The 21,952-nt window shown below is 52.6% G+C and carries 19 protein-coding genes and 2 pseudogenes; 4 read left to right on the top strand and 17 right to left on the bottom strand.

Annotated features, from left to right (window positions below):
• Nucleotides 1–8: 8 nt before the first annotated feature.
• The 11 genes from AC0CW1_RS01930 to AC0CW1_RS01880 form a co-directional block, all read right to left on the bottom strand.
• Entirely contained in the window at nucleotides 9–2,096 is a 2,088-nt protein-coding gene (locus tag AC0CW1_RS01930; protein ID WP_488181430.1) for a hypothetical protein, read from the bottom strand.
• The gene (locus AC0CW1_RS01925; protein WP_488181429.1) at nucleotides 2,074–4,017 is read right to left on the bottom strand and encodes a VirB4 family type IV secretion system protein; all 1,944 of its coding nucleotides are present in this window, start codon (nucleotides 4,015–4,017) and stop codon (nucleotides 2,074–2,076) included. The genes AC0CW1_RS01930 and AC0CW1_RS01925 overlap by 23 nt, the downstream gene beginning before the upstream one ends.
• 16 nt (nucleotides 4,018–4,033) lie before the next feature.
• Nucleotides 4,034–4,732, bottom strand: coding sequence for a hypothetical protein (locus tag AC0CW1_RS01920; protein WP_488181428.1), 699 nt, complete (start codon nucleotides 4,730–4,732; stop codon nucleotides 4,034–4,036).
• A complete protein-coding gene (locus AC0CW1_RS01915; RefSeq protein WP_488181427.1) occupies nucleotides 4,729–5,082 on the bottom strand; it encodes a PrgI family mobile element protein in 354 nt (117 codons plus the stop codon). The genes AC0CW1_RS01920 and AC0CW1_RS01915 overlap by 4 nt, the downstream gene beginning before the upstream one ends.
• An 18-nt stretch (nucleotides 5,083–5,100) precedes the next feature.
• Nucleotides 5,101–5,469, bottom strand: a complete 369-nt coding sequence (locus AC0CW1_RS01910) for a hypothetical protein (protein ID WP_488181426.1) — start codon at nucleotides 5,467–5,469, stop codon at nucleotides 5,101–5,103.
• Between the two features lie 540 nt (nucleotides 5,470–6,009).
• Nucleotides 6,010–8,283 carry an SF1B family DNA helicase RecD2 gene (recD2, locus tag AC0CW1_RS01905; protein WP_488181425.1) on the bottom strand — a complete coding sequence of 758 codons (2,274 nt, stop codon included), beginning with the start codon at nucleotides 8,281–8,283 and terminating at the stop codon, nucleotides 6,010–6,012.
• Between the two features lie 1,227 nt (nucleotides 8,284–9,510).
• Nucleotides 9,511–10,176 (bottom strand): MarR family transcriptional regulator, encoded by a 666-nt coding sequence (locus tag AC0CW1_RS01900; RefSeq protein WP_488181424.1) that lies wholly within the window; start codon nucleotides 10,174–10,176, stop codon nucleotides 9,511–9,513.
• A gap of 20 nt (nucleotides 10,177–10,196) precedes the next feature.
• Nucleotides 10,197–10,880 carry a hypothetical protein gene (locus AC0CW1_RS01895; protein WP_488181423.1) on the bottom strand — a complete coding sequence of 228 codons (684 nt, stop codon included), beginning with the start codon at nucleotides 10,878–10,880 and terminating at the stop codon, nucleotides 10,197–10,199.
• A 31-nt stretch (nucleotides 10,881–10,911) separates the two neighbouring features.
• Entirely contained in the window at nucleotides 10,912–11,508 is a 597-nt protein-coding gene (locus AC0CW1_RS01890; protein WP_488181422.1) for a hypothetical protein, read from the bottom strand.
• Nucleotides 11,509–11,564: 56 nt separating this feature from the next.
• Complete coding sequence (locus AC0CW1_RS01885; protein ID WP_161259875.1) at nucleotides 11,565–11,726, bottom strand: hypothetical protein; 162 nt, start codon at nucleotides 11,724–11,726, stop codon at nucleotides 11,565–11,567.
• A 59-nt stretch (nucleotides 11,727–11,785) separates the two neighbouring features.
• Entirely contained in the window at nucleotides 11,786–12,022 is a 237-nt protein-coding gene (locus tag AC0CW1_RS01880) for a helix-turn-helix domain-containing protein (protein ID WP_488181421.1), read from the bottom strand.
• A gap of 159 nt (nucleotides 12,023–12,181) precedes the next feature.
• On the opposite strand from AC0CW1_RS01880, the gene AC0CW1_RS01875 reads away from it, so the two are divergent.
• The 4 genes and pseudogenes from AC0CW1_RS01875 to AC0CW1_RS01860 all read left to right on the top strand — a co-directional run bounded on the left by AC0CW1_RS01875 (nucleotide 12,182) and on the right by AC0CW1_RS01860 (nucleotide 15,576).
• Entirely contained in the window at nucleotides 12,182–12,604 is a 423-nt protein-coding gene (locus AC0CW1_RS01875; RefSeq protein ID WP_488181420.1) for a helix-turn-helix domain-containing protein, read from the top strand.
• A gap of 39 nt (nucleotides 12,605–12,643) precedes the next feature.
• Entirely contained in the window at nucleotides 12,644–12,976 is a 333-nt protein-coding gene (locus AC0CW1_RS01870; protein WP_488181419.1) for a hypothetical protein, read from the top strand.
• A 199-nt stretch (nucleotides 12,977–13,175) separates the two neighbouring features.
• Nucleotides 13,176–13,671: pseudogene (locus AC0CW1_RS01865) on the top strand (transposase); the annotation flags it as partial.
• Nucleotides 13,672–14,016: 345 nt separating this feature from the next.
• On the top strand, nucleotides 14,017–15,576 hold the full coding sequence (locus AC0CW1_RS01860) for a recombinase family protein (RefSeq protein WP_488182096.1): 1,560 nt from the start codon (nucleotides 14,017–14,019) through the stop codon (nucleotides 15,574–15,576).
• Here the strand turns inward: AC0CW1_RS01860 and AC0CW1_RS01855 are convergent.
• From AC0CW1_RS01855 to AC0CW1_RS01830, 6 genes and pseudogenes are all read right to left on the bottom strand, one after another.
• A complete protein-coding gene (locus AC0CW1_RS01855) occupies nucleotides 15,518–16,804 on the bottom strand; it encodes a YifB family Mg chelatase-like AAA ATPase (protein ID WP_488181418.1) in 1,287 nt (428 codons plus the stop codon). The two genes, AC0CW1_RS01860 and AC0CW1_RS01855, sit on opposite strands and share 59 nt — an antisense overlap.
• 369 nt (nucleotides 16,805–17,173) lie before the next feature.
• Nucleotides 17,174–18,756 (bottom strand): annotated as a pseudogene (locus AC0CW1_RS01850) (IS3 family transposase).
• A gap of 202 nt (nucleotides 18,757–18,958) precedes the next feature.
• A complete protein-coding gene (locus tag AC0CW1_RS01845; RefSeq protein WP_488181417.1) occupies nucleotides 18,959–19,354 on the bottom strand; it encodes a hypothetical protein in 396 nt (131 codons plus the stop codon).
• Nucleotides 19,355–19,436: 82 nt separating this feature from the next.
• Entirely contained in the window at nucleotides 19,437–19,946 is a 510-nt protein-coding gene (locus AC0CW1_RS01840) for an FHA domain-containing protein (RefSeq protein WP_488181416.1), read from the bottom strand.
• Between the two features lie 195 nt (nucleotides 19,947–20,141).
• Nucleotides 20,142–20,501 (bottom strand): YraN family protein, encoded by a 360-nt coding sequence (locus AC0CW1_RS01835; RefSeq protein WP_488181415.1) that lies wholly within the window; start codon nucleotides 20,499–20,501, stop codon nucleotides 20,142–20,144.
• A gap of 28 nt (nucleotides 20,502–20,529) precedes the next feature.
• A complete protein-coding gene (locus AC0CW1_RS01830) occupies nucleotides 20,530–21,939 on the bottom strand; it encodes a sensor histidine kinase (protein ID WP_488181414.1) in 1,410 nt (469 codons plus the stop codon).
• Between the last annotated feature and the right edge of the window lie 13 nt (nucleotides 21,940–21,952).

Here is a 21,952-nt window from a genome sequence, read left to right as displayed (position 1 = left end):
CCTCCCCCTTACTTAAACCGGTGTGTGCTGTCCAGCGGAAGTCCGGTATTCCGATAAGATCGTTCTGCCTTCGGTGCCGGCGGTCTTCCGTTAGCCGTTCCCGCTGTTTTTTGAAATACGGAACCGCTATTCGGAAAAGAAGACGGTCCGTTTCCAGGGTTAAAAGGCCGAGTCTGTTGAGGGCGGCCCGTCTGTTGTTTTTCCGGCGCATTCTGCACCGGCGCCGACAGGTTCGCCGGGACGTACCGGCTCATGTCCGCTTGATGGGTAATCTCCGGCAATGGGGTGGGCTGGGGCCTTCCGCCACCCCGGAATGTGAGGGAGGCAGGCAACAGGTTCGCCCCACCTGACGGCCCAGCGACAAGTGTCTCCGTCTGTGCCGAGATGGGATGCTGCGCTTCTCTCGCGGCTTCAATCTTCTGCGAAAATGCGCTGACCCTCGCCTGCAGTTCATCTGGTCCCATCGGCGGTGACGAGGGCATTGCGTCTGCACCACCGATTCCGCTAAAAATCCGCTGGCCCGCCTGCATGGCGGCGCTCATCGGCCGCTCAGCGACACGTCCGCCAAACTGCCCCAGCTTGCCGCCCAGTTGACCGCCCACCATTGCCGACTGCGTTCCCCCTGCGCCGCCAAGAGCGGAACCGGCAAGGGTTCCCGCCAGCCCTCCGGCCGTCTGCCAACCGGTTGCATCAGCGTCGATCCCCAGGGCGCCCCGCAGGGCTTCTGAATGTCCCGGCGGATCGTCCGATCCGAAGAGGGAGCCCTGATAACCCTGGGACCCTCCCGGCGCTGCGCTGGACCGGATCTGCCGGTACCGTTGCGCAATCCCGCCAGCCGTACCTGCTACACTACCGACCGCCCCGCCAATCCGCGCCCCGGCGTTGCCCATCATCCGGGCCACCTGCGCCCCCGCCGGGCCAAAGGCAGCGCCAACCACCGTTCCCATACCGGTTCCCATCAGCCCGCCGATTTTGCCGCCGATGGCAGCCCCCCAGCCTGTTCCCGCGTTTCCTCCACTCGAACTGGCGCTACGCATAGAACCTGCATCGCTTTTCACCAGGAACCGGTCGCCCTCCAAGGAAAGGGGCGTGGAAAAACGAGACCCCGCCGGACTTCCCGCAAATCCGCCCGCCAGTGTGCCGAGGGCGCTCATGGCCCCCGCCCCAATGGCCGTGGCGGTTGCAAGCCCTGTGGCCGCCCCCAGGCCTTTGCCCGGTTTCACCCCGGCCACTTCCAGAAAGGATACGGTGAGCGACCGCATGAACGTGGTGATCAGCATCAGCGCCGGGACAATCACGAAGACATACCACAGGGCGCTTTTCCCCGCCAGAAACATCGTCAGGATCTTGAGGGCGGCTGCATGGGACGCCGACATCATGCCGTAGCTGAACAGTTCCGCCATCCAGGCGATGTATCCCTGACGGGACTCCCCGGCCCAGCCGACTGCCGCCAGCGGCGCGATTACCCATAGGGTAAAAAGCATGATGTCGCGATTGAAGTAGAGAAAGTTCATCATGATCCCGAAGACCACCATGACCAGATTCGTCAGGGCATAGGTCAGGGGGCTCCGCTGTTCCAGTTCCCCGCCCTTCGGTCCCATAAAGGTGGAATAATTCAGGGAATTGCTGTTGATGTCCTGGACGAAGACGTTCACCAAATACTGATCCAGGCTGTAAATCATCTCAAAGGCAACGGAAGACAGGAAAAGGAGCGCAATGGCCAGGAAGTGATCCAGTAGCGCTCCAAGGGTGTTTGCCCGTTCCCTGGGGTTGGTGGCCGCCGATGTGGTCAGCTTTCGTCCCTGATTGGCGATGCTCAAAGCGATCAGGATGGTGGCGAGGGCGATCAAGGTGTTTCGCACCGGGGCTGCTGCTGTAACAGCCGATTGAGGAAACCATTCACTCTTTGTTATCAGGCGGCCAATCGGCTCAAAGCCGAAGATGCCTGAACCGAGTGCATCGGCGACCCCCTGCACCACCCAGGCCAGCATCTTTTCCAGCATGATAGGCGCGCTGTCAGCGGCAAACGCCGGTGTGGCGACCATCACGAAGGCGGCGGTCAGGATAAGGGCGTTACGCGCTTTGGAGGGATTCATGGGCGTCACCAGCCGGATTCGGCGGCGTCGTGCTAAAGAACTCCAGTTCTTCAGGGGTACACACCACCTCTACGGCAAGCTTCTCCTTGTCATGCTGCAAGAGCCCTTCCCCTTTTCCGCAGGCCATCAAAAACTCCCGTTCGCCCTCGGTGAGCTTGAAGACATCACACACGGCATCAATGTCCGTATCCGCCTGCCGCATCAGAAACCGTGTGGCCGCATTGGTGAGGACCGCTTTGCCTTTGGGGTTTTCCACAAACTCAATAAAGGACTGGCTGGCTACCACCAGCGACAAGTTCCACTTGCGCCCCCTGCGCGACACCAACTCTAAAAATGCAGCCGTTTCGGTGTACCTCATCAGTTGCCATGCCTCGTCGGCGATGAACCGTTTGCGGATCTCCTTGTTCCGCTTCGCCCACGTTTCCCACAGCCAGGTCGTGATGATGTACATTGCCAGCGGACAGAGAAAGCCTTCCCCCAGCGGCTTTAGGCCAAAGCCGACGATGGGCACCCCTTTAACATCAATCTCTGAGATTCCATCGAACATTCCCCATGTGCCGGAACGCAAAAAGGGCTTCAAGATAATCCGAAGCCGCTCCGTTCCCGGTTTTTCGCAGAGCCGTTTATAGACATCGGAGATGGTGGGCATCGTCTTGCGACGATAGCCGATATGGTAATCGTCCGGGTGTTCCTCCATGAGGCTGGCAGGGTCTTCGGTGATACCGAAATCATCGCGGTACGTCTCCAGCACCGCTTCGGCGATTAAGGCCCGTTCCTCGCTGGATACAGACTCCCCATGCGTACCCATGGCCATGATGGTAAAGAGGTCGGTCACCTGATCGGCCTTTTCCATGACGGGGACGAAAAGGCGGCCCGTATCGTCGTCGGTGTCAGTCTCAATCTCCAGCGGGTTGATCCCGGACGGACGCCCAGGGAACAGCGTGATGTAAGCCCCGCCCGCCATCAAGGTGGTGTTCTTGTACTCGCCCTCCTTGTCCAGGATGACCGAGTGAATGCTGTCGATGGCCCCGCGGTTAATGATCGCCTTGACTGTCACCGACTTGCCCGCGCCGGACGTGCCGATGATGACCATGGAGTAGTTCTGCCCCTTGAAGGTGTCCAGGAAGATGGGGGCACCAGAATGGACGTTGCGGCCCAAGAAGATCCCGGAATCATGGCTCAGTTCCGGGTTGATGAAGGGGAACATCGAAATGGCCCCGCCCATGTTCAGAGTCCGGTACACATCCATGACCTCGTTCCGGCCCAGTAGCAGGCCGCTCCGAAAGGCGGCGGCCTGGCGGAGAAACATGGGGCGAATCTCGATTCCCCGCCCCGCCATCCGTTCTTCCAGCACAAGCGATTTCCGGTCCAGGTCTTCCGGTGAATGGGCAGACAGGGTGATGATGACCGTCGTGTAAAACAGCTTGTCCCGTCCCGTCTGAATGGCTTCCCGCAGCGCCCACAGGTCGTCACGGGTCGATGTCAGGATCGACAGGTTGTAGATGTCACCCCGCTTCTCTTCGATGAGCCGCTGGGACTCCATCCGCGTGATTTCCCGCGTCAGCTGGTCTACCGACGTTTTCCCGTCGACCGGGTAAAGGTGGATGGACATGTCCACGTCCCCAAGCCCGTATACGCTTTCGAGAAAGCCCACATGCACCACACGGGGCAGTTGGACAACGGCAAAGGCGCGGGTGAAACGTCGTATCCCGACCTGCACATAGGTTTCTGTCTCTTTGTAGCCTTCCGGGGCGATGAGGTCATTGATTGAAGGGACGCTGCCCACGAGACTGGGGCCGATAAGTAGTCCGTTTTCGTCATCGTCATTTGTCATGAGCCCCAGTTCCTGTTCCTCTTCCCGGATGGTTTCTTTGGATGCCGCCGGTTTTTTCGCCACCCGTTGGCGAATCCATTTGAACAATGTATACCTCCCCCCTTTACGCCTCTCGTGTTACGACGAGGTTGATGTAACCCAGTTCCTCGGCGCGGGTAGGCCCCGGCGCATAGGCGGCCCGGTCCTTGTTCTGGCTGACATAGAGGACATCGAGCAGTTCCCGCGTACCAAGGACACGGCATTTGACTCGAATCCGCGAGAGGGCGTCCACCGTCACCTGTGCCAGCCGGTTCAGTTCCGAATAGGCTTCCTCCGGCGTGTCCTTCTTCGCGGAAATAACAATGTAGTTCTTGCGAACAAGAGTGGACCGCTGGGCGCTCCAGTTGTCCAAAAACCCGGCTAGGTTTTCCGCATAGCCCTGCAGAACAGGGTTCTGCTGCCGGGCCGCATTCGACCTAATTTGGTTGATCGCCCAGCGCATGTCCACCTGCCGCGTCTGAATCTGAAACTGTACGTGCCTCGTCAGGCCTGAAATATAGCGGGAGAAAGCCGACTCGACGGACGACTGCTCATTGTCCGAAAGCAGGAAGTAGTTGATGGACCCGCACTCAATCGCCGCCCGGTATTCGCCCCCGCCCAGGTGGATGGCGCTGTGCCGGATATCCTCAATCTTGAGGAACGTCTGGGCGCTGGGGATGTCGGGCTTCTCCTTTTTGCTTCGCCGCTGCTTTCGTTTCTCAAAAAAGAAAACGCCGCCAAATATGGCGGCCAGCAGCGTAATGATCCCGGCAGCAACGATCATCGTAAGCCCCTCCGTTTCTCCTGGGTGGGCAACATCGCCGCTGGGTCCTGGATGTACGGGAACGCTTTGGGACGGAAGGCATAGACCAGCCGGTTTCGCCAGTACTGGTCGGCGGTCATCCCGAAGGCGTCTACATTCCAGAAGGCCATGTACAAGCCAAGGCCCAGCGGAAGAATGCCTACAAGAAAACCAGGAAGAACAAAACCAGCTAAAGAGTAAATCGTGAAGCCGAATCCGCCGCCCAAGCACAACCCCAAAAGGGAGTAGGCTAGTTGTCGCAGGCTGACAATACCACCTACAACTTTATCCTCCCCATCCATCTGTAGTGGAAGGTGATACATGCCCCCCATCGTGAATCGCCTCTTTTTCTACTGGAAAATACCGAGTGACACGGAGGTAAGAAACCAGGCGCCGCCACAGATCGCCGTGCCACCCATGGCCATGAGAAAGCCCATCATCATGTCCGCCCGTTTCTGCGGATTGGAACCTTGCGCCGCCATCTTGGCGCCGATGGTTGCCATCGCAACGGCGCAAACAATGGATAGGATCCCCATGATCCACATTACTGCGGTCAAAACTTTGTTACCTGCGGTTTCAAGGCTCTGTTTTTCCACGCCCCCGGTTACGCTAACGTTGACGTCGCCAGTGCCAGGAGCTGCAGCGGCAACACCGGAAAACAGGAACGTGGCCACTAGGCAGAGAGCCAGAATAACAAATACTTTTTTCTTCATTTTCATTTGTAGTTCACCCCCTTCAATCACTTGGTGTTATTGCAGAGGTGCCTTTCGCCCCTCAAACAAAAAAAGCCGACTTCCCTGCCATGGCAGAAAAATCGGCTCCACAATCATAACGCCCCGGCCTTTTTGGAGAGCCGGGGCGACTTATTACTTTTGGACACACCTTGGGCGCTGGATTTTTGTGAGGCCAAAAACCCAAATTTTTTCGATGCAGTTTCCTGGGGAAGAGGCCGCTGCATTCAACAAGCGGAACCGCCGTCGCCTAAATTTTGGACACACCTTGGGCACCGGGTTTTTGTGAGGTCAAAAACCCAAATTTCTGTGGATGAAGAGGCCTGCGCTTTCGACTTTCAGAAGTCCTGCCTGTCTCGTTTTGGGCATACCATGGGCACTTCGGTTTTTGTGAGGTGAAAAACCCAAATTTTCGATTCGGGATTCACAAAAAAACCATTCACAGTTTTTATTATACTGGCGTTGTGATCGGTGTCAAACAACTGGGCGATAGACGAGAAACAAAGATGATATAGGGATAAATCCATCTCAGCATGAATTAAAAGGCCTGAGTTTTTCCTTCAATCCGGTATTTCTCTGGCTCACCTTGTCGTTCTTGACGGCGATCCAGAGGGCCTTGTCTGTCCCCACAAGGACTGCCATCTCCTTAGCCCGCGTGACCGCCGTATACAGAAGGTTCCTTGCCAGCATGACGTAGGATTGAGTTGTGACGGGGACGATTACGGCCTTAAACTCGCTTCCTTGGCTCTTGTGGACGGTAATGGCGTAGGCCAGCGCCAACTGCCCCAACTCGTCCTGCGTGTAGGCGACCTCCTGGCCGTTAAACTGGACCACGATACCCTCTGCAGGTTCCGACTCACTATCGTCGCTGTTCGTCTGCACTGTTCCAACCGACACAATGGTTCCGATGTCGCCGTTAAATACGCCCTTGCCGTAGTTGTTCTTCGTCTGGATCACCTTGTCCCGGAGGCGGAACAGTTGGTTGCCGTAACGGATTTCCTCTGTCTCTGCATTGCCCCGCACCGGATTGACAACCTCCTGCAACCGCCGGTTCAGGCTATCCGTCCCGGTATGCCCTTTCTTCATCGGGCACAGCACCTGGATGTCCTCAATGCCCATCCCTTTCTGGAGCAGCCGCACAACGGACCGAACGATCAAGTCGGCCACTTTTTCGGGATCTTCCTGCCGGATGAAGAAAAAGTCTCCCTTGGCCGGATTGATCTGGGGCGCTAGCCCACGGTTGATGCGGTGCGCGTTCGTCACGATCTGGCTCTGTTCCGCCTGACGGAAGATCCGGGTCAGCCGGACGGATGGACACCCGGCCTCAATCAGGTCTTTCAGCACGTTCCCCGGCCCCACGGACGGTAACTGGTCCGTGTCCCCCACCAGCAGCACTTTCGTCCCCGGCGCCAGGGCGTCGAATACCCGGTAGGCCAGCGAGAGATCCATCATGGAGGATTCATCGACCACAAGCAGGTCGCAGGGAAGCGGGTTGTCCCGGTTGTACTGGGCCTTGCCGTCCTTGCCGATACCCAGCATCCGGTGCAACGTTCCCGCCTCCCGGCCAGTGACTTCGGCCATGCGCCGGGAGGCGCGCCCGGTGGGTGCTGCCAGGAGGATCTTCGCTTCGGGATGCAGTTTTTCAAAGACATACAGAACAGCACGGGTTGTTTGTGTTTTACCAGTTCCCGGACCACCCGTTAAAATCAACAAATCCGTTTGAGAAATGGCACGACACGCCTGCCGTTGCTCCGGTGCAAGTTCAATCCGGGTGGCACGCTCATAGGCGACAATGTGTCTGTCTAGGTTGGCTGGCGGTTTGTCATGGACACCCATCATCGCCTGCACGTTTTCCGCCAAGCGCAGTTCCGCCTGATACAGCCAGCTTGGATACACGACCTGCCCGTTCTGTACCAGCACAGTCCGCCCCTTGTCGTCGGCCAGGGTGCATAACCGGCTAAGGGCCTGCTCAACGCGCTGTCTCTCCACCGAACGAGTCTCCCGGTTCAGTAGCACGCATGACTGCTCGATGACATCCTCCATGGGGAGCCAGCAATGGCCCAGGCTGGCAGTCTGTTCCTCCACGACATGCCGGATGGCCGCCTGGATTCTCCCATCGCCGTCCTTCGGAAGGCCCGCCGAGGCGGCGATCTGGTCGGCCCGGTAGAAGCCAATCAGGTCCACTTCCGTGAGCCGGTAGGGGTCCGTTTTCACGATATCAACGGTCCGGCTGCCAAACTTCTTGTACACTCGCTGGGCCAGCTTCGGCGTGAATCCCAGTGGAAGCAGGTTCATGACCACCCGATGCAATTCATGCCGGTCCCGGATGGCATTGCAGATCTGCTCGGCCTGCCGGGGTCCAATCCCCTTGAGCGCTTCCAACGCTTTCGGTCCCTGCTCCAGGATGATATCCAGCGCATTTGTGCCGTAAGCGTTGACGATCTGAGCGGCCTTGCTGCTGCCGACACCCTTGATAAAGGCGCTAGACAAATACTCGCGGAGTTGGGCCTCGTTGGTCGGCTGCGGGCGCTCCCAACGGGTAACCTTTAGCTGTTTTCCAAAGCGATTATGGTCCACCCATTCGCCCCACAGGATGAGGGAGTCATTCGGGGCCAGATTGAAGAACTCCCCGGTGGCCGTCACCGTATCCTTCCGTTGTTCCGGTGAAATGGCGAGGATGTAGAAGTCGCCTTTTTGAAAGATAATCCGCCGGACGGTCCCCCTCAGTTCCGCTGTTCTTGCATCACCCGTTGCCGGTTCCGTTACTTGAGGCTGAAAGAGGTCAATCTGCACAGCCAGCATGCTCCCCCTCCCTTCTATCGTTTATGTTTCCGGTAATCGTTTTGGTTTTTCCAGTGAAAAAGGAAATCTGGCTGCCTTTTTCGCTTCGTTCAGAGGGTGTGATATTTCGGTCACACGTCCGACCCCTAAAATCCCTATAAAATCAGGCTTTCCGGCGTGTCTTTCGCAATGTGTGATATTTTTATCACCTACAACTTACCTTTAATCAGATCTTTATGCGTATCGATTAAAAGAAACACAGCATTGGAACTTCCAATTCAATAGTTGTTTTTGTTAAAATTGGTTCTGAAATATTTCATGGAGTGATAACAATGCTTCTTAAAAATTTATGGAATAAAATCACAACAACACACCATAATCAAGTAACTCGAATTCCTGATTCTAACCGTCTGCTATACAACCACATTATCGATTCCTACAAAAAATATACGATTGACCAGCTTAAATCAGAAAGAATACTGTTAGAACTAAAAAAACACCGAATATCGATATGCAAAATGATATACTTGATTTTCTCCAAAAAGTATTTTCATTTGTTATAACAATTTTGCTTTCTATTACCGGCATTTTTTATGCTTTTATAACCAGGTTTACTGACCTTTATAAAGAAAAGGAAACTGTTCAGCAAATCGACGAATTCTCATCATTGGTATTGACCAGTATTCAAGATGTATTAGATCTATTTTTTAAGATAATTTTATTTGCCTTTGTGTTCTTTTTGTTCTTTAAGTATTACGTAAACAATCAAAAGTATCATTTTGAACTGCGATTAAAGATAGTGGATATGTTAATTGAAAAACATACTAAACCGAAGCACCCGCAAAAACGATTTTCATCAAAAGGTAGGTGAATATTACAATTGCAATAAAAGAAACCACCAATCCTCTAAACCCCATTACTACTACCCCCATACCAATATGTTGTTTTGACTTTACTTATCTTATGTTACATATACCTCAACCCAATTTCCTTTTTCACTGGAAAAAATCCCGTCTACCCTGACCGCACTTCCTCGGATTCACCGCTCCAGCCCCCCCCAAACCGACTGCCGTTGTATATTTAAAGAGTAAGAAGAGAGAACCGCTGCCGAATGACCGCAAACCCTTGCCCAGCAAGGCCTGGAGGCACTTTTGGGGGTGTGACGTTTTCGTCACACATGTGTGATGTTTTTATCACACCCTATGGACAGATCTTCCCCTGCGCAGTCTTAGTCAAAAAACGTCAGGGTTATTCAGCAGCGCAGCCTTGCTTCAGTTCTATGTACCGCTTCCGGGGATAGAGCCGCCCGTACTCTTCACCGGGACGAATCCAAAGTTTGTAGGGAAGCTTCATTCCCTTCTTCTCAAGAGAATCGTCGTTGATGACGATCCGGCATAGGGTGGCGTTGATCCGGTTCTGGCTGCCAGCAAACATGATTTCCGGGTTGACGAACAGTGGCCGCTCCTCCACCACCCGGCCATGACGTTTAACCCCCCGGAAGTTGACCAGTTCATAGACGATGCCCTTTTCAATAAGCCGCCCGATAAGGCGACTGACGTGCTCCCGCGAGAACCCAAAGGCCCGCCCAAGTTCGGCAATGGTGAAGTACTTTCCGGTAGACTTCCGTTCTTCCCCCTGTTGAACATGTTTCGTCAGGGCGTTAGAACACATCTCCACCACGGCGCTTAGATGGAACAGGAAGGACGATTCCGACGTCGTAAGATAGTCGTTGCTGGTGAGATACAGCACATTCCGGGATATCACCTGGGTGAACTGAGCCGCCCCCTTCTCCCGCTTCTTCACCAGCGTAAACCCGGCCACATTCGCCTTTCTCTCTTCTTTGTTGACCACCGCCAGATCGGCCGGCGTCGGTGGCCTGGAAGGGAGCGTTTTCCGCAGTCGTCCTGATAGCATAGCCCTCCCCTTTCTGTCAGTTACTTCGCCTTGGCTGCATATGGAATCGTGTCGGGATTGAAAAACTCCGGCTGCATGAGGTCTGCCCAAGCTTCCGCCGCGCAGTCAACCTCACCCTTTCCTCTCGGAACCCGCCGAGCCACAGGCGCTTTTGCCTGCACCACCAATCGAACAGCAGCGTTACCCAGCGTGGTGGCGAGAGAGCCGTGGAGCCACACGGTAAGCAGGCCGTCCTGCTGGATACGTTTGACCACACCCCGGCAGCGGCCATATTCGGGCACATCCACCTCAATGGACCGGCCGATTGTCCAAGCGTAGATATCTGTCGTCTTCACGTTTACCTGGACACTCAAATCCTGAGTCAGAGACTGAAAGAACCTTGCTTCTGCGGCTGAGATCGGGCGAAGTTTGTATCCCGTATGGTAAAGTGGAACCCCGGATAGAAACGCCTCCAGATGCTCCAGTAGACCGGCCTGTTTTCGTAGACCGACGAGTATGTACCCTGGCAGCACTGGCTCTGATACAACACGAGGCGACTTTACGGTGTAGACCACCGCTTCCCGGTGCAGCGAATCCACCTTGAGATAGGATTTCAGTTCGGGAGGCGCCTGCGTACATATCGTGGCGCAGAGCATCCGTTCCTGTCCTGTCTGGCGGACACAGGCCACATACCACTGGAATAGGTCAATCGTTTCCTTTTGCACGCTCCCCCCTCCCTTCTTGCAACGCCATTCCCTACTGGCCTTCTGTCTTGGCCTTTACCCTTCGGACCGCCTCGTATACACGGGAAAGGCTGACTCCGAGTTCCTTTGCGATGTCCCTGGGCTTTTGGTCCATCCGTACATAGACTGACCGCTCCAGCGTAGACAACCGGATATAAACCGCCGTCTGTTCCTCGGTCAGCCCCAGGGAATGTGCCTCCTGTAAGGCGGCCGCGTTAAGCTGTATGATACCGGTCGCCTCCCGGATCGCCTGCCGGTAACTCTCGACGGTCATTCCGAGTTGCTGGGCCATCCGTTCACTTTTCCCGCCCGCGTATTTGACGATCAGCGCCTGGCGGTGGCGAGCCGTCAAACCATAAAAAACCGGATTGTCAGGGTGCTTTTTCAATTCCGACAGCTTGTGTGTCTGGATGAACTGTTCCTGGGTGTTGATATTGCACAGCTTGAACTGATTCTGATCCAGACGTTTGGCGGCAACGGACTTTTCCTCGTCGCTGGCCCGGTCTACGATGGCCCGGTACAGTTCAAACTGTAGATCAGTCTTTCTTCGACTCAGCAACGACCGGGTTTGCCGGATTTCCCGGTCCATGACATGCCATGCGGCTTGCATATAACCCTCCCGTTTCTACCAAAAATAGGTTATTATAAAAACCACAAGCAAACAGGTCACGCCGTTTCCTTGTCCTTTTCCGCCAACTGCTGCTCGGCTTTCTTCATGGCTTCGCTCCGGTTGAGGATATCGATGACTTTGCGGAGCAACTCGGCGTTCTTACTGGGGTCCGTGCCATAGACGGCACGGTATTCAATGGGATCTGGCCGCCTGGGCATAAGGCCACCTCCAAGTTCTTTAATTAGCCACTTTTAGCAAGCACCGGAACACAGGTGGTCTAATTGTTTTTAGCCATCATCTCTATTCGCGTTTCGCGTACTCTAGGGCGCAATAATTCATCCACAGAAACACCAAAAACATCTGCGATCTTAGCCAAAATACTTGCGTCAATACGTCGCCTTTCTTTCTCCATGTCACAGTACATTGAAGGACTGACACCAATTTTTGAGGCAACAAACTTTGCTTTTAGTCCTTTCATAACTCGCAATTCACGAACATTAGAACCGCAACCCAAGATTTCACCCCCAAAACTCAATTTCGCATTTCGCGAATACGCACAATTAATTTTTACATACGCAATACGCGAATGTCAATAGATTTATTCGCATTTCGCGTATTGTTATTTGCGAAACGCATAATCCTGTTATTATGTGGTTAGCTGGGAGGGAGCCGATTGAAAACTACTGGAGAACGGATAAAGTGGGCCAGAGAACGTCTTGGAATGACCCAAGACCAACTTGCAGAGAAAATTCGCGTTAAGATTCCAACAATATCTGGGTATGAAAATAATTACAGACAACCAGATAATCAGAAACTCCCTCTAATTGCCTCAGTGCTCAATGTGTCAGCAGATTTCCTGCTGGGCCTAACTGATGAACCTACACCGTCCCAAAATAAAGGTGTTGGAAACGCTGTCAATCATATAGAATCGGCCCTAACCGACGACCCCGAACTTCTTACTTTCTTTGCCGAACTGAAAGAACGCGAAGACCTTCAACTTCTTTTCAAACAAGTACGCCCCTTGTCGCCCGACGGGATCAAAAAGATCATTCGGATTATCAAGGCCATTGAGGATGAAGAAGCTCAAGAAGATTGATTGATTAGTCTATAACCATGCAGGACCATCTAGGGAGGCATGTCTACGTTGAACCTCTCCATCCTTGACAAACAACTGATACGCAGTCTGATAGATGAGTCGATACCCTTTCATGACGTAATGAACACCTTTGATATTCGGACAAGCATCGGCAATCTCACGCCGGAGGTATATGCGTTCGTGTATGTCAGCCGGAAAGGGAGATACCATCTGGTGATGAACGGGAACATCAACGCGGAGACCCAGTATCGGGTGTTCTGCCATGAGATAAAGCACATCATCTATGATTTGCCGACGATAGGGTATGTTGTGGGCCTGGACATGCAGAGGACGACAATTGAAGAGGCAGCGGACTTGTTTAAGTTGGCGTAAAAGCAAAAACACCCCTAAGGGTGTTTTTGTCTTCTAGACATATTTCGACACTATATTCCATCTTTCGACCAATGATACTCCGTGTCTTGATTTTCTAAAAAATTGCTTTGATCCTTTAGGTCATTGAGTCAAAAACAGCCGCCGCGATAGCGGTAATGGACCCAATCTTTGTTTTACGGAAACATGCTTCCTATTCCTTGTCATGTGGAAAGTCGGCGCGATGGAAAAACCGGAACGCGTTGTGTTTCGTGTTGTGGAGCGGACCATCTTATCGAATGGCCAATATTTGTGATTCCCCATTTGGAAGTGGCGACCTATTGGACAGCGCTCCCGATTAACCGGAAGAAATCATACAGTTATATCGGGACCACGGAACCAGCGAGCAATTCCATAGTGAGCTAAAGACAGACCTTGATCTGGAACGACTGCCTAGCGGCAAACTGAAGTTCAATGACCTGGTATTCCATTTCGGCTCCATCGCCTATAACCTGCTTCGCATCGTCGACCAACACCATCAAGATGCCCCTTTGAAAAAGAAAGGCCAGATCCAACGGCGCCGCATCCGAACGGTGCTCCAAAATCTCATCACGCTGGCCTCTCGCCTGGTCAAGCATGCGCGACGAGTGAAGCTCCGGCTTGGGGCGCATAGTCCCTGGTTAGCGACGTTCCGAGATCTCTACTCCGCTTTTGCCTAAACAAACCACCCCTTTCGAGCAATCAAGCCCCCGTAGAGGAAGTCAAAGGACTAGCTTTGCTATGCTTTTATTCATATGCCATCCTGATCATCGGAAACCTTTCCAGGAACTGTTTTTTAGTCACATTTACTTTTTGTGGCATTATAAGGTCTTGTACCTAAATTGGATTACGGATTCAAGATTTTTGCCTCCGCTACGGTTTAACATTCATCCTTCTTGGAACATCTGTTCTTTTAATTGCTTTTTTGTTACTCTATTTCCAAGGAGTGATTCGCTATGCGAGTGGCCATCTACGCCCGCGTCTCCACCGACGACCAAGCAGACAGAGGCACTATTTAAAACCAAATCGAATTCGCCAACAAATACTGCGACCTTCATCAGCACACCATCATCAAGTGGTATATAGACGATGGCATCTCCGGCACCATCCCCCTGGAGCAGCGTCCAGAGGGTTCAAAACTCGTAATAGAAGCTACTGAAAAGCCATTCGACGTATTGCTCGTATATAAGCTAGATCGCCTGGGCCGCAGCGCCCGCATCATCCTCAACGCTGTCCACGACCTGGAGCAGACCGGCATTGTAGTTCGCAGCATGACGGAACCTTTCGATACGGGGGACCCCTCCGGCCGTTTCCTGCTTACCATCCTTGCTGGCGTTGCCGACCTTGAACGGGACACGATTATCACCCGCCTGTGGCATGGCGCCAATCGGGCCGCACGGGAAGGCCGCTGGCTTGGCGGGATCGTCCCATACGGATACCGTGTCATTGATGGGTACCTGGAGATCAACGATGACCCTCTCCCCGGCCACCACTTGAGTGAGGCCGATGTGATCCGGATGATTTATCACCAGATCACCGCCCAGGGGCTTTCAACGATTAAGATTGCCGATTACCTAAATGCTCTTGGCGTCCCTCCCTCCTACACGAAGGACAACCGGCTTGTTACCTCCGGCAAGCGTAAAGTCGCCACATCCGGCCAGTGGCTACCCGGCCGCGTCCGGAACATGATCGTCAACCCCACGTACAAAGGCGTTCATGTGTACGGAAAGCGCACAAAAAAGCAACGAGAAACGATTACGCGACAGATACCCGCCATCGTTTCGGAGGATATCTGGGAGGCCGCCCAGATATCTTTACGAAACAATCAGATTGAAGCGACTCGAAACGCTAAGCGGGAATATCTTCTCCGTGGGTTAATCAAGTGCGGAATGTGTGGCCTCACCTACACTGGAACGGCTTATAAAGGGCCTAAAGGCGCTCTGAAGGCCTATTACGTTTGTAACGGAAAGATATCCTACCGAGGCAAGTATAGCGGCAAATGCACGTCAAAAAACCTCCCTATGGAGGAAATAGAGCTCACGGTCTGGGAAGACTGCGTTCGTTTCATCAACGATCCCGGTGAAACGCTGGCAGAAGTGGCTGCTGGTATGGAGGTTCGGAAATCCGAAAAGGAAAAATACTCTGCCGAGAAGTCAATGATCGAGCATGCTATTGCCGCGAAGGACCAAGAGAAGCAGCCGATCCTAGATTTGTACCGCCGCAACATCATCTCATCGTCAGACGTGGAGAAGCAGTTCTCGAAGATCGCCCAGGAAACGGAACATCTACGACAGCGGCTCAAAGAGTTGGACAAGCTGATTGCTTCCGAGGATAACCTCGTATCCCAGTTCGCTTCGGCCGAAGAACTGCTTCGTGCGCTGCGAGACAAGCTGGCCAATGAGGATACCTTTGAGACCCGGCGCCAGATCGTGACTTCCCTCGTAGACCGGATCGAAGTCTCAACAGAAATAAAAAACGGGCGCCCTCATGCGACCGTTACCGCTCGATATATTTTTTCCAAAGGTATTACATGCACGGACAAGGATTCATGGCACTTACCAGCATCAGCCGGGCCGGGAACGTGACGGCGCCTCCCTGGCGGGCGATGGTGACCTGCCCGTCTTCCAAAGGCTGGCGCAACGCCTCCAGTGCCTCCCGAGAGAATTCAGGCCATTCATCCATGAACAGGACGCCGTTATGGGCTAGGCTGATCTCGCCGGGTCGAGGAGGACGCCCCCCGCCGACAAGGGCCGCCAGCGTCGTATAATGGTGGGGTGTCCGAAAAGGCCGGCTGTCCATCCATCCGACGCCTTCCGGCAGCGCCCCGGCAACTGAGTAAATCATCGTCGTTTCCATGGCTTCCTCACCGGTCATGGGCGGCAGAATCCCCGGCAAACAGCGGGCCAGCATCGTCTTCCCCGTGCCGGGTGGCCCGATGAGGACAAGATTATGCCCTCCGGAGGCGGCGATCTCCAAGGCCCGCTTGGCGACGGCTTGTCCACGAACGGATGATAAGTCTGGTATGGCTGAGGATAATCCGCTCACAGCTTTAGAAGCCAGTAGCGTCACAGTATCTCTTTTGCTGTTTTTTTGGGAAAAAGAGGCCTGCGCCGGGTTATTCAGGCATTCCACTACTGTTTTCAAATTCGAAGCGCCGTATGCCTCGATGCTGTTGATCCGAGAAGCTTCGACAAGGTTGGCCTCCGGTACTAGCAACTTTATAGGCGAAGTAAGGCTATAGGCCGATGTCTTGCGGAAACTTCCTTTAAATAGATCTCCCTGGAGACTGCCGTGGCTCTGCACATGAGCGTTTTCCGACTCATGTACTTTTTCCGGCGCCTGCTCTTGCTTGTGCTCTAGCTTGCTTTCCGACTCTCTTTCCAGCTTGCTCTCCGCTCTGTATCTTGGCCTCTGTTCCCAGTTTCGAGCCAGTCCGCAGGCGATAGCCAATACGCCGCTGACGGCGCGAATCGCGCCGTCAAGGGCCAGTTCACCTACGAGAAACCAATCCCGAAGCAGACCTGATTCGATTTGACCAGTCGCCGCCAGGATGCCCACGGCGATGGGCACATCCAATCCAGAGCCATCCTTGCGCACATCAGCCGGCGCCAAGTTAACAGTGATCCGTCGCAAGGGAAACTCGTACCCACTGTTACGCAAAGCCGAGCGGACTCGTTCCCGGGCCTCCCGCACAGCCGTAGCAGGCAATCCAACAAGATCGAAGGCCGGCAGCCCGTTGGCCACATCGACCTCCACTTCGATCGTTTTTGCGTTCAGTCCTTCCAGGACGATGCTTTGGACACGGGCTAGCAAGGCAAAACCTCCAGACGCTCTACGCTGTTTTAGTAGATTAATAGGAGGTTTTCGACACAACCGACGTAATTCCTTTTTTTTACTTATATGGTATCTAGGATAAAGACAAACTCTTTTCGCTAGTTTTTCCTGACATGCCTATAATGCGTAAGTTTATTTTATTGGTATCTTGGTTTCGGTGTTTGTCAAGATAGTTGTCGCATGAACCTATGCAAGACCGCCGGTCTTGACAAATGTGCTCTTCCTATAGCACCCGACCGACGGACATACGCCTGTGAACCTTTGCCGCTGGTCGGCTTTTGTCCAGTTTAGCACATTCGTCAAGACTCTCCGTTTCGCTCCGACCGCAAGCGGCGGCTCCGTTCGTGCCTATTCATCACAATAGGACCGGCCCCTCCCTCGGGAATCCGCCTCTTCTTCTTTTATTGGGTTGAGGGCGACTCTTTCTCCTAGCTGCCAGTAGCGGATTCCTCTAGACCATCGTTCCGGATGTCGTAGCTGCGCCTCTTTATAAACCTTTCGTCGTCTCTGTAGAATTTCGTCGGAGAGTCCGTTATGCCGTTGCCTGGGTGTCACAAACTGCAAGCCGCTGTGACGGTGTTTTTCATTGTACCCATGCACAAACGGGCGCATCCATTCTCGTGCTTTCGTTAGCGATTCAAAGCCCCTATAGGGGTAAACGGGACGATACTTGCAGGTCCTGAATAACGACTCGGAGTACGGGTTGTCGTTACTGACACGAGGCCGCGAGAAAGAAAAGCGGATGCCGAGTTTGTCCAGGAGAACGAGGAACGTAGCCGCTTTCATCGGGCTGCCGTTGTCCGAGTGAAGCACCAGCGGGGAACCTTTGATTTTCTCCGAGACCGTCGCCTTTTTGATTAGCTCGGCTGCATGTTCTGCCGTTTCTTTCTCCCAAATCTCCCAAGCTACAATGAGCCGACTAAAGATGTCGATCACCATATACAGGCGATAAAAGACGCCCTGCGCCGGGCCGGGTATCCAGCTAATGTCCCAGGTCCAAACTTGGTTTGGCGCGGTGGCAATATGCGTTGCCGGTGGGCGAGATACGGGGCGCTTGCTTCGGCCGCGGTGATGTTGTTGGTTGTTGTCCCGGAGGATGCGATAGAATGTGGATTCAGAGGCCACATAGATGCCCTTATCTGCCAGGTCCGGTACGATTTGCGATGGTGGTAAACTGGCGTATTCAGGTTGATTCGCCGTTTCTAAAATTTCCTGCCGCTCTTCTTCCGTAAGCTTGTTCTTGGGTGCTGGCCGCTTCGCTGTTGGTCTTCCATCTTCAACTGCGTCGCCAGCTTTGCTCCATCGTTCGTAGGTTCTTGTCGAGATGTTGAGAACCTCACACGCCTTAGCAAACCTGGCGCCCTGCGCATTCGCTTCCTCGATCAGTTCAACGGCTTTTCTGCGATCCTGGGCACTGATCATTCCTCCTCGGGTTCCCCCCAGATCGCATCGGCTTTTTTTCTCAGCACCAACAGGGCCGCTGCCTCTGCGAGCGCTTTTTCCTTGCGCTGAAGGTTCTTCTCTAAACTCTTGCTCCGCTTTTTCTCTTCACGAAGTTCCGCCCGCAGTCCTTTACTTTCTGCCGCCTGCCGGTCATTGGCTTGAAGACAGGCTTCACGCCAGGCCTCGATTGCTCACGGTACAACCCATTTTTGCGGCAATATTCGGAAATATCGGCCTCGTTCATCGCGTATGTTTCCATGACAATAAGACACTTGTCCGCAGAATTCCACTGTTCCGATTCTCGACCATCACCCGGGGCTGCTTGTCCGTTCAATCCGTGCTTCCCGTCTCCATTTATATAACGTCACCTCGGTGATACCCGTCTCTTCCGATAAAGCAGAAACGGTTGCGTTCTCCGGTGGCATCATTCGTCGCACAATGGAGTTTTTAAATTCCTGGCTATATTTGTGTCCTCTTTGGCCTGTCATGTTTCGTCCTCCCTAAAGGGTTTCTATAATTATAACTCCTTTAGGTCCTACGACAACTAGCCTAACACAGGGGGGGTTCCGAGATCAAATATAAATTGAGTTTCTAGTCATAAAAATGGCATGGCACTCGGACACCGGACGCAATTACCCTAAAGTCTGGCGTTGTAGCTAAAGCGCACCTGAACAACATTAATGTTTTAAATTATTTATGCTTAAATATATCGATATATATAGATGCACATAATATAATTATTGCGATATGAGGAAAAGCAAACAGTATGTTTGTAAGGATATTGCTTTGATACTCATATTCTGTGATTGTGCGACCACTTAATGAAAATAGTACCCATAAAAACATCGGAGCAATTTGCAATAAAACAACTACAATGCAATGTATTTTAATCATGTTGACAAAATTATTTTTGGATATAGATATTAATACTAATAAACAACAAAAGAGACCTGCAAAAATAGACATTATTCCCCATTGAACAATTACTTTGTCTAATTGACCGTATAATTGTATGTAGTACAAATATCCTATAAAAAGCGAGAATAATCCTACTGAACTAAGATTCATAAGAGAGATTTTTCCCATTTACAACGACTCCTTTTAATTTAAATGCGAAAGATTGTCTCTGTGTTTACAGTGTTTATTAACGTGCCTTTAGATTAAATTCCTAGAATACTGAAATCTCTACTAGCACACAATCAAAAACTGGTACACTTGGGATAGTAAGAATGTTCTGGTGACGGCGGTCAAAGACCTCCCCACCCGCTGCTTTGACCGGGATAGATGTGACACAGACGTGCTTTGATGAGATGGAGGTCAAAAATGAGTTTGAAGGGACTTTCTTTCCATCCAAGAGCGGAATAGACCGGATCTGGTGACGACACGCCACAGCCTCAACAAAGATCACATTGTTGCCCGCGCGAAAAACCGTCGCAGATTCCACTTTTTCCGGCTTATCCATGCGACGATTGCCGATCATGGTTCCGTTCAGGCTGTTCATGTCTTCCAACAGAATCCTGCCATCGGGCAACAGGGTGAGTCGCGCATGCTGTCGTGACATATATTCATCAGATAAAGGCCAATCACAGTATCCTCCCTGCTTGCCTACTGTAACAGAGCCAGTGAAAGGAAACTGCTTGCCTTTATCCGGTCCGTCAACCACCTGGAGTCGGATCAACGGATCCCCTCCTTTCCATCACTGATTGAGCAACACTTTCCAAGTCAAAAAGGAAAAGAAAATCTCGGTAACTTGTATTCCTTGCAAAGATTTTCTAGGCATAACTCCGAAGAAAAAGAAACGATTTTTATCGTCAAAACGGACAAAAAAAATAACCGCCCTATGATGAATGGCGGAATACCTCGATTTAGACAATTACGGCGTAAACATCCCCCGGATATGCTCTAACGAATACCCCCCACCCTGCTGAAGCAGGATGCTCACCAGGTCAAACCTCGGATCTCCCGGCAGCCCCTGATAGGCGCCTAAAAAATGCCCGGCCACAGTCATCAAACGACGGCGCTTGCGATGATCGATCGTCTCCTCCCCTCTACCGAAACGATCCGATGACCGGGTGCGGACCTCGACGAAGACGATCCAGTTTTCCTCACGGAGGATCAGATCAATCTCCCCGCGCGGCGTCCGGTAGTTGCGGCAGATCAGGGACCAGCCCAGTCCGAGGAGGTGCTGCAACGCCCTTTCTTCGCCCCACCGCCCTAGTTCAACACGTTCCATCGCTTTCACCCCGTCCATGTGGTAAAACTTAGAGCACGGCGACTGCCTTCTGCGCGGATCCCCTCTGCGCAGGCGCAGCTCCAATGCTGCGGGATAGGGGCAAGTACACCGTGAAGGCCGTCCGTATGTCGTTGCTTTCCACATCGATCTTCCCGTTATACTGATCGACGATCGACTTGATCAGCGCCAAGCCGATACCAGTGTCCGGCTCTTCTTTTGTCGTAAAGCCGTAGTCGAACAGCTTGGGGAGGATGTCATGCGGGATGGCCGGACCGCTGTTGGCCACTCGGATCAGAATTTCTTCACCGATCCGGTCAAGCTCGATCTCGATGTGGCGCTCTTGTTCTCCCAGCTTGTGGACCGCTTCCAGCGCATTTTGCAGGAGGTTTCCTAATACAGAGACGGATTCAGATACAGTGAGCGGCAACAGGGACAAGTCGTCTCGGATAATCGTCGAAAACTTTGCTGCTTCTCCCATGGGTGAACTCATTTTGCATATGATGATCGCACCGATCTCCGGCCGGGCGATTTTTTCCAGTTTTATGCCTTGCCGGTACCGGATGTCATATTCCTTGATGTACTCGACAGCTCTATCTGTACATTTGATTTGGATGAAGCCGAAGACAACTTGCAGGTGATTCAGAAACTCATGCTGGTTAGTCCGGTACTGCTTGACGAGCATACGGGAAATATCCAGTTCCTTCTTCAACTCGAGGCTCTCCCGAGTTATCTTGGAGATGATTTGGATGTTTTTCATGAATAGAACCGCTGCCGATAGCAACATTAAACTTATTATGCTATAAACCGGTTGCATTTGTTCAGAAGAGAGGCTGCTCTTTTTAAACATATTCCCCCAATCCACATTGTAAACAAAAAAAGAGGCCTGAAAAATCACCATGGAAGCAAACAAAATCACCGACAAAGATATGCTTCTATCCATCAACTGATCATGATCCGCATGATCATGCATGACTTTGCGTCTGATGTGCTGTTCATTCCACTGCTTGATATGCCGGATTAGGATTGCAATTCCAAGCATGGACAGTATGAGAATCCAGCCGTAGGTGACGTGATACAAGGGCACCCGAAGAGCAAGCATATCATTTAATCCGATCAATCGAAGCGTGGAGGAAACAAAGAGTTCGATAACAATCAGAAAGGTGTACCCGAGAAGCACCGATGATACCGTTTGGAGAAGTGGCAACCGGATAATCAGTCGCGCCGCCGTAATTGAGATGAGAATCGAAACGATCAAATGAAGACCAAAATAATCCTGAAACAAGAGGCTCCGCTCAACCCAGACGAGACATCCCGTGATAAAAGAGTACCGGAGCAACTGAGACCAGGGCGCCGCCAAACCGAGAAAAGTGATGCCCAAAAACAGCATCACCCCCGGTTCAAATATCAGATATAAAAAAGGTACGCTCAGTTCCTCCACGGCGCCGAACCCT

The sequence above is a fragment of the Heliomicrobium sulfidophilum genome, assembly GCF_057715735.1.
Note: the sequence above shows the minus strand (reverse complement) of the source record. Positions and strands in the feature narration are given on the sequence as shown.

Excerpts from the sequence above, each read along its gene's own strand:
- AC0CW1_RS01910 (WP_488181426.1), bottom strand. The coding sequence starts at position 5,469 with ATGAAAATGAAGAAAAAAGTATTTGTTATTCTGGCTCTCTGCCTAGTG.
- AC0CW1_RS01920 (WP_488181428.1), bottom strand. The coding sequence starts at position 4,732 with ATGATCGTTGCTGCCGGGATCATTACGCTGCTGGCCGCCATATTTGGC.
- AC0CW1_RS01890 (WP_488181422.1), bottom strand. The coding sequence starts at position 11,508 with ATGCAAGCCGCATGGCATGTCATGGACCGGGAAATCCGGCAAACCCGG.
- AC0CW1_RS01900 (WP_488181424.1), bottom strand. The coding sequence starts at position 10,176 with ATGCTATCAGGACGACTGCGGAAAACGCTCCCTTCCAGGCCACCGACG.
- AC0CW1_RS01930 (WP_488181430.1), bottom strand. The coding sequence starts at position 2,096 with ATGAATCCCTCCAAAGCGCGTAACGCCCTTATCCTGACCGCCGCCTTC.
- AC0CW1_RS01845 (WP_488181417.1), bottom strand. The coding sequence starts at position 19,354 with ATGGGAAAAATCTCTCTTATGAATCTTAGTTCAGTAGGATTATTCTCG.
- recD2 (WP_488181425.1), bottom strand. The coding sequence starts at position 8,283 with ATGCTGGCTGTGCAGATTGACCTCTTTCAGCCTCAAGTAACGGAACCG.
- AC0CW1_RS01915 (WP_488181427.1), bottom strand. The coding sequence starts at position 5,082 with ATGGGGGGCATGTATCACCTTCCACTACAGATGGATGGGGAGGATAAA.
- AC0CW1_RS01885 (WP_161259875.1), bottom strand. The coding sequence starts at position 11,726 with ATGCCCAGGCGGCCAGATCCCATTGAATACCGTGCCGTCTATGGCACG.
- AC0CW1_RS01835 (WP_488181415.1), bottom strand. The coding sequence starts at position 20,501 with ATGGAACGTGTTGAACTAGGGCGGTGGGGCGAAGAAAGGGCGTTGCAG.
- AC0CW1_RS01870 (WP_488181419.1), top strand. The coding sequence starts at position 12,644 with ATGTCTACGTTGAACCTCTCCATCCTTGACAAACAACTGATACGCAGT.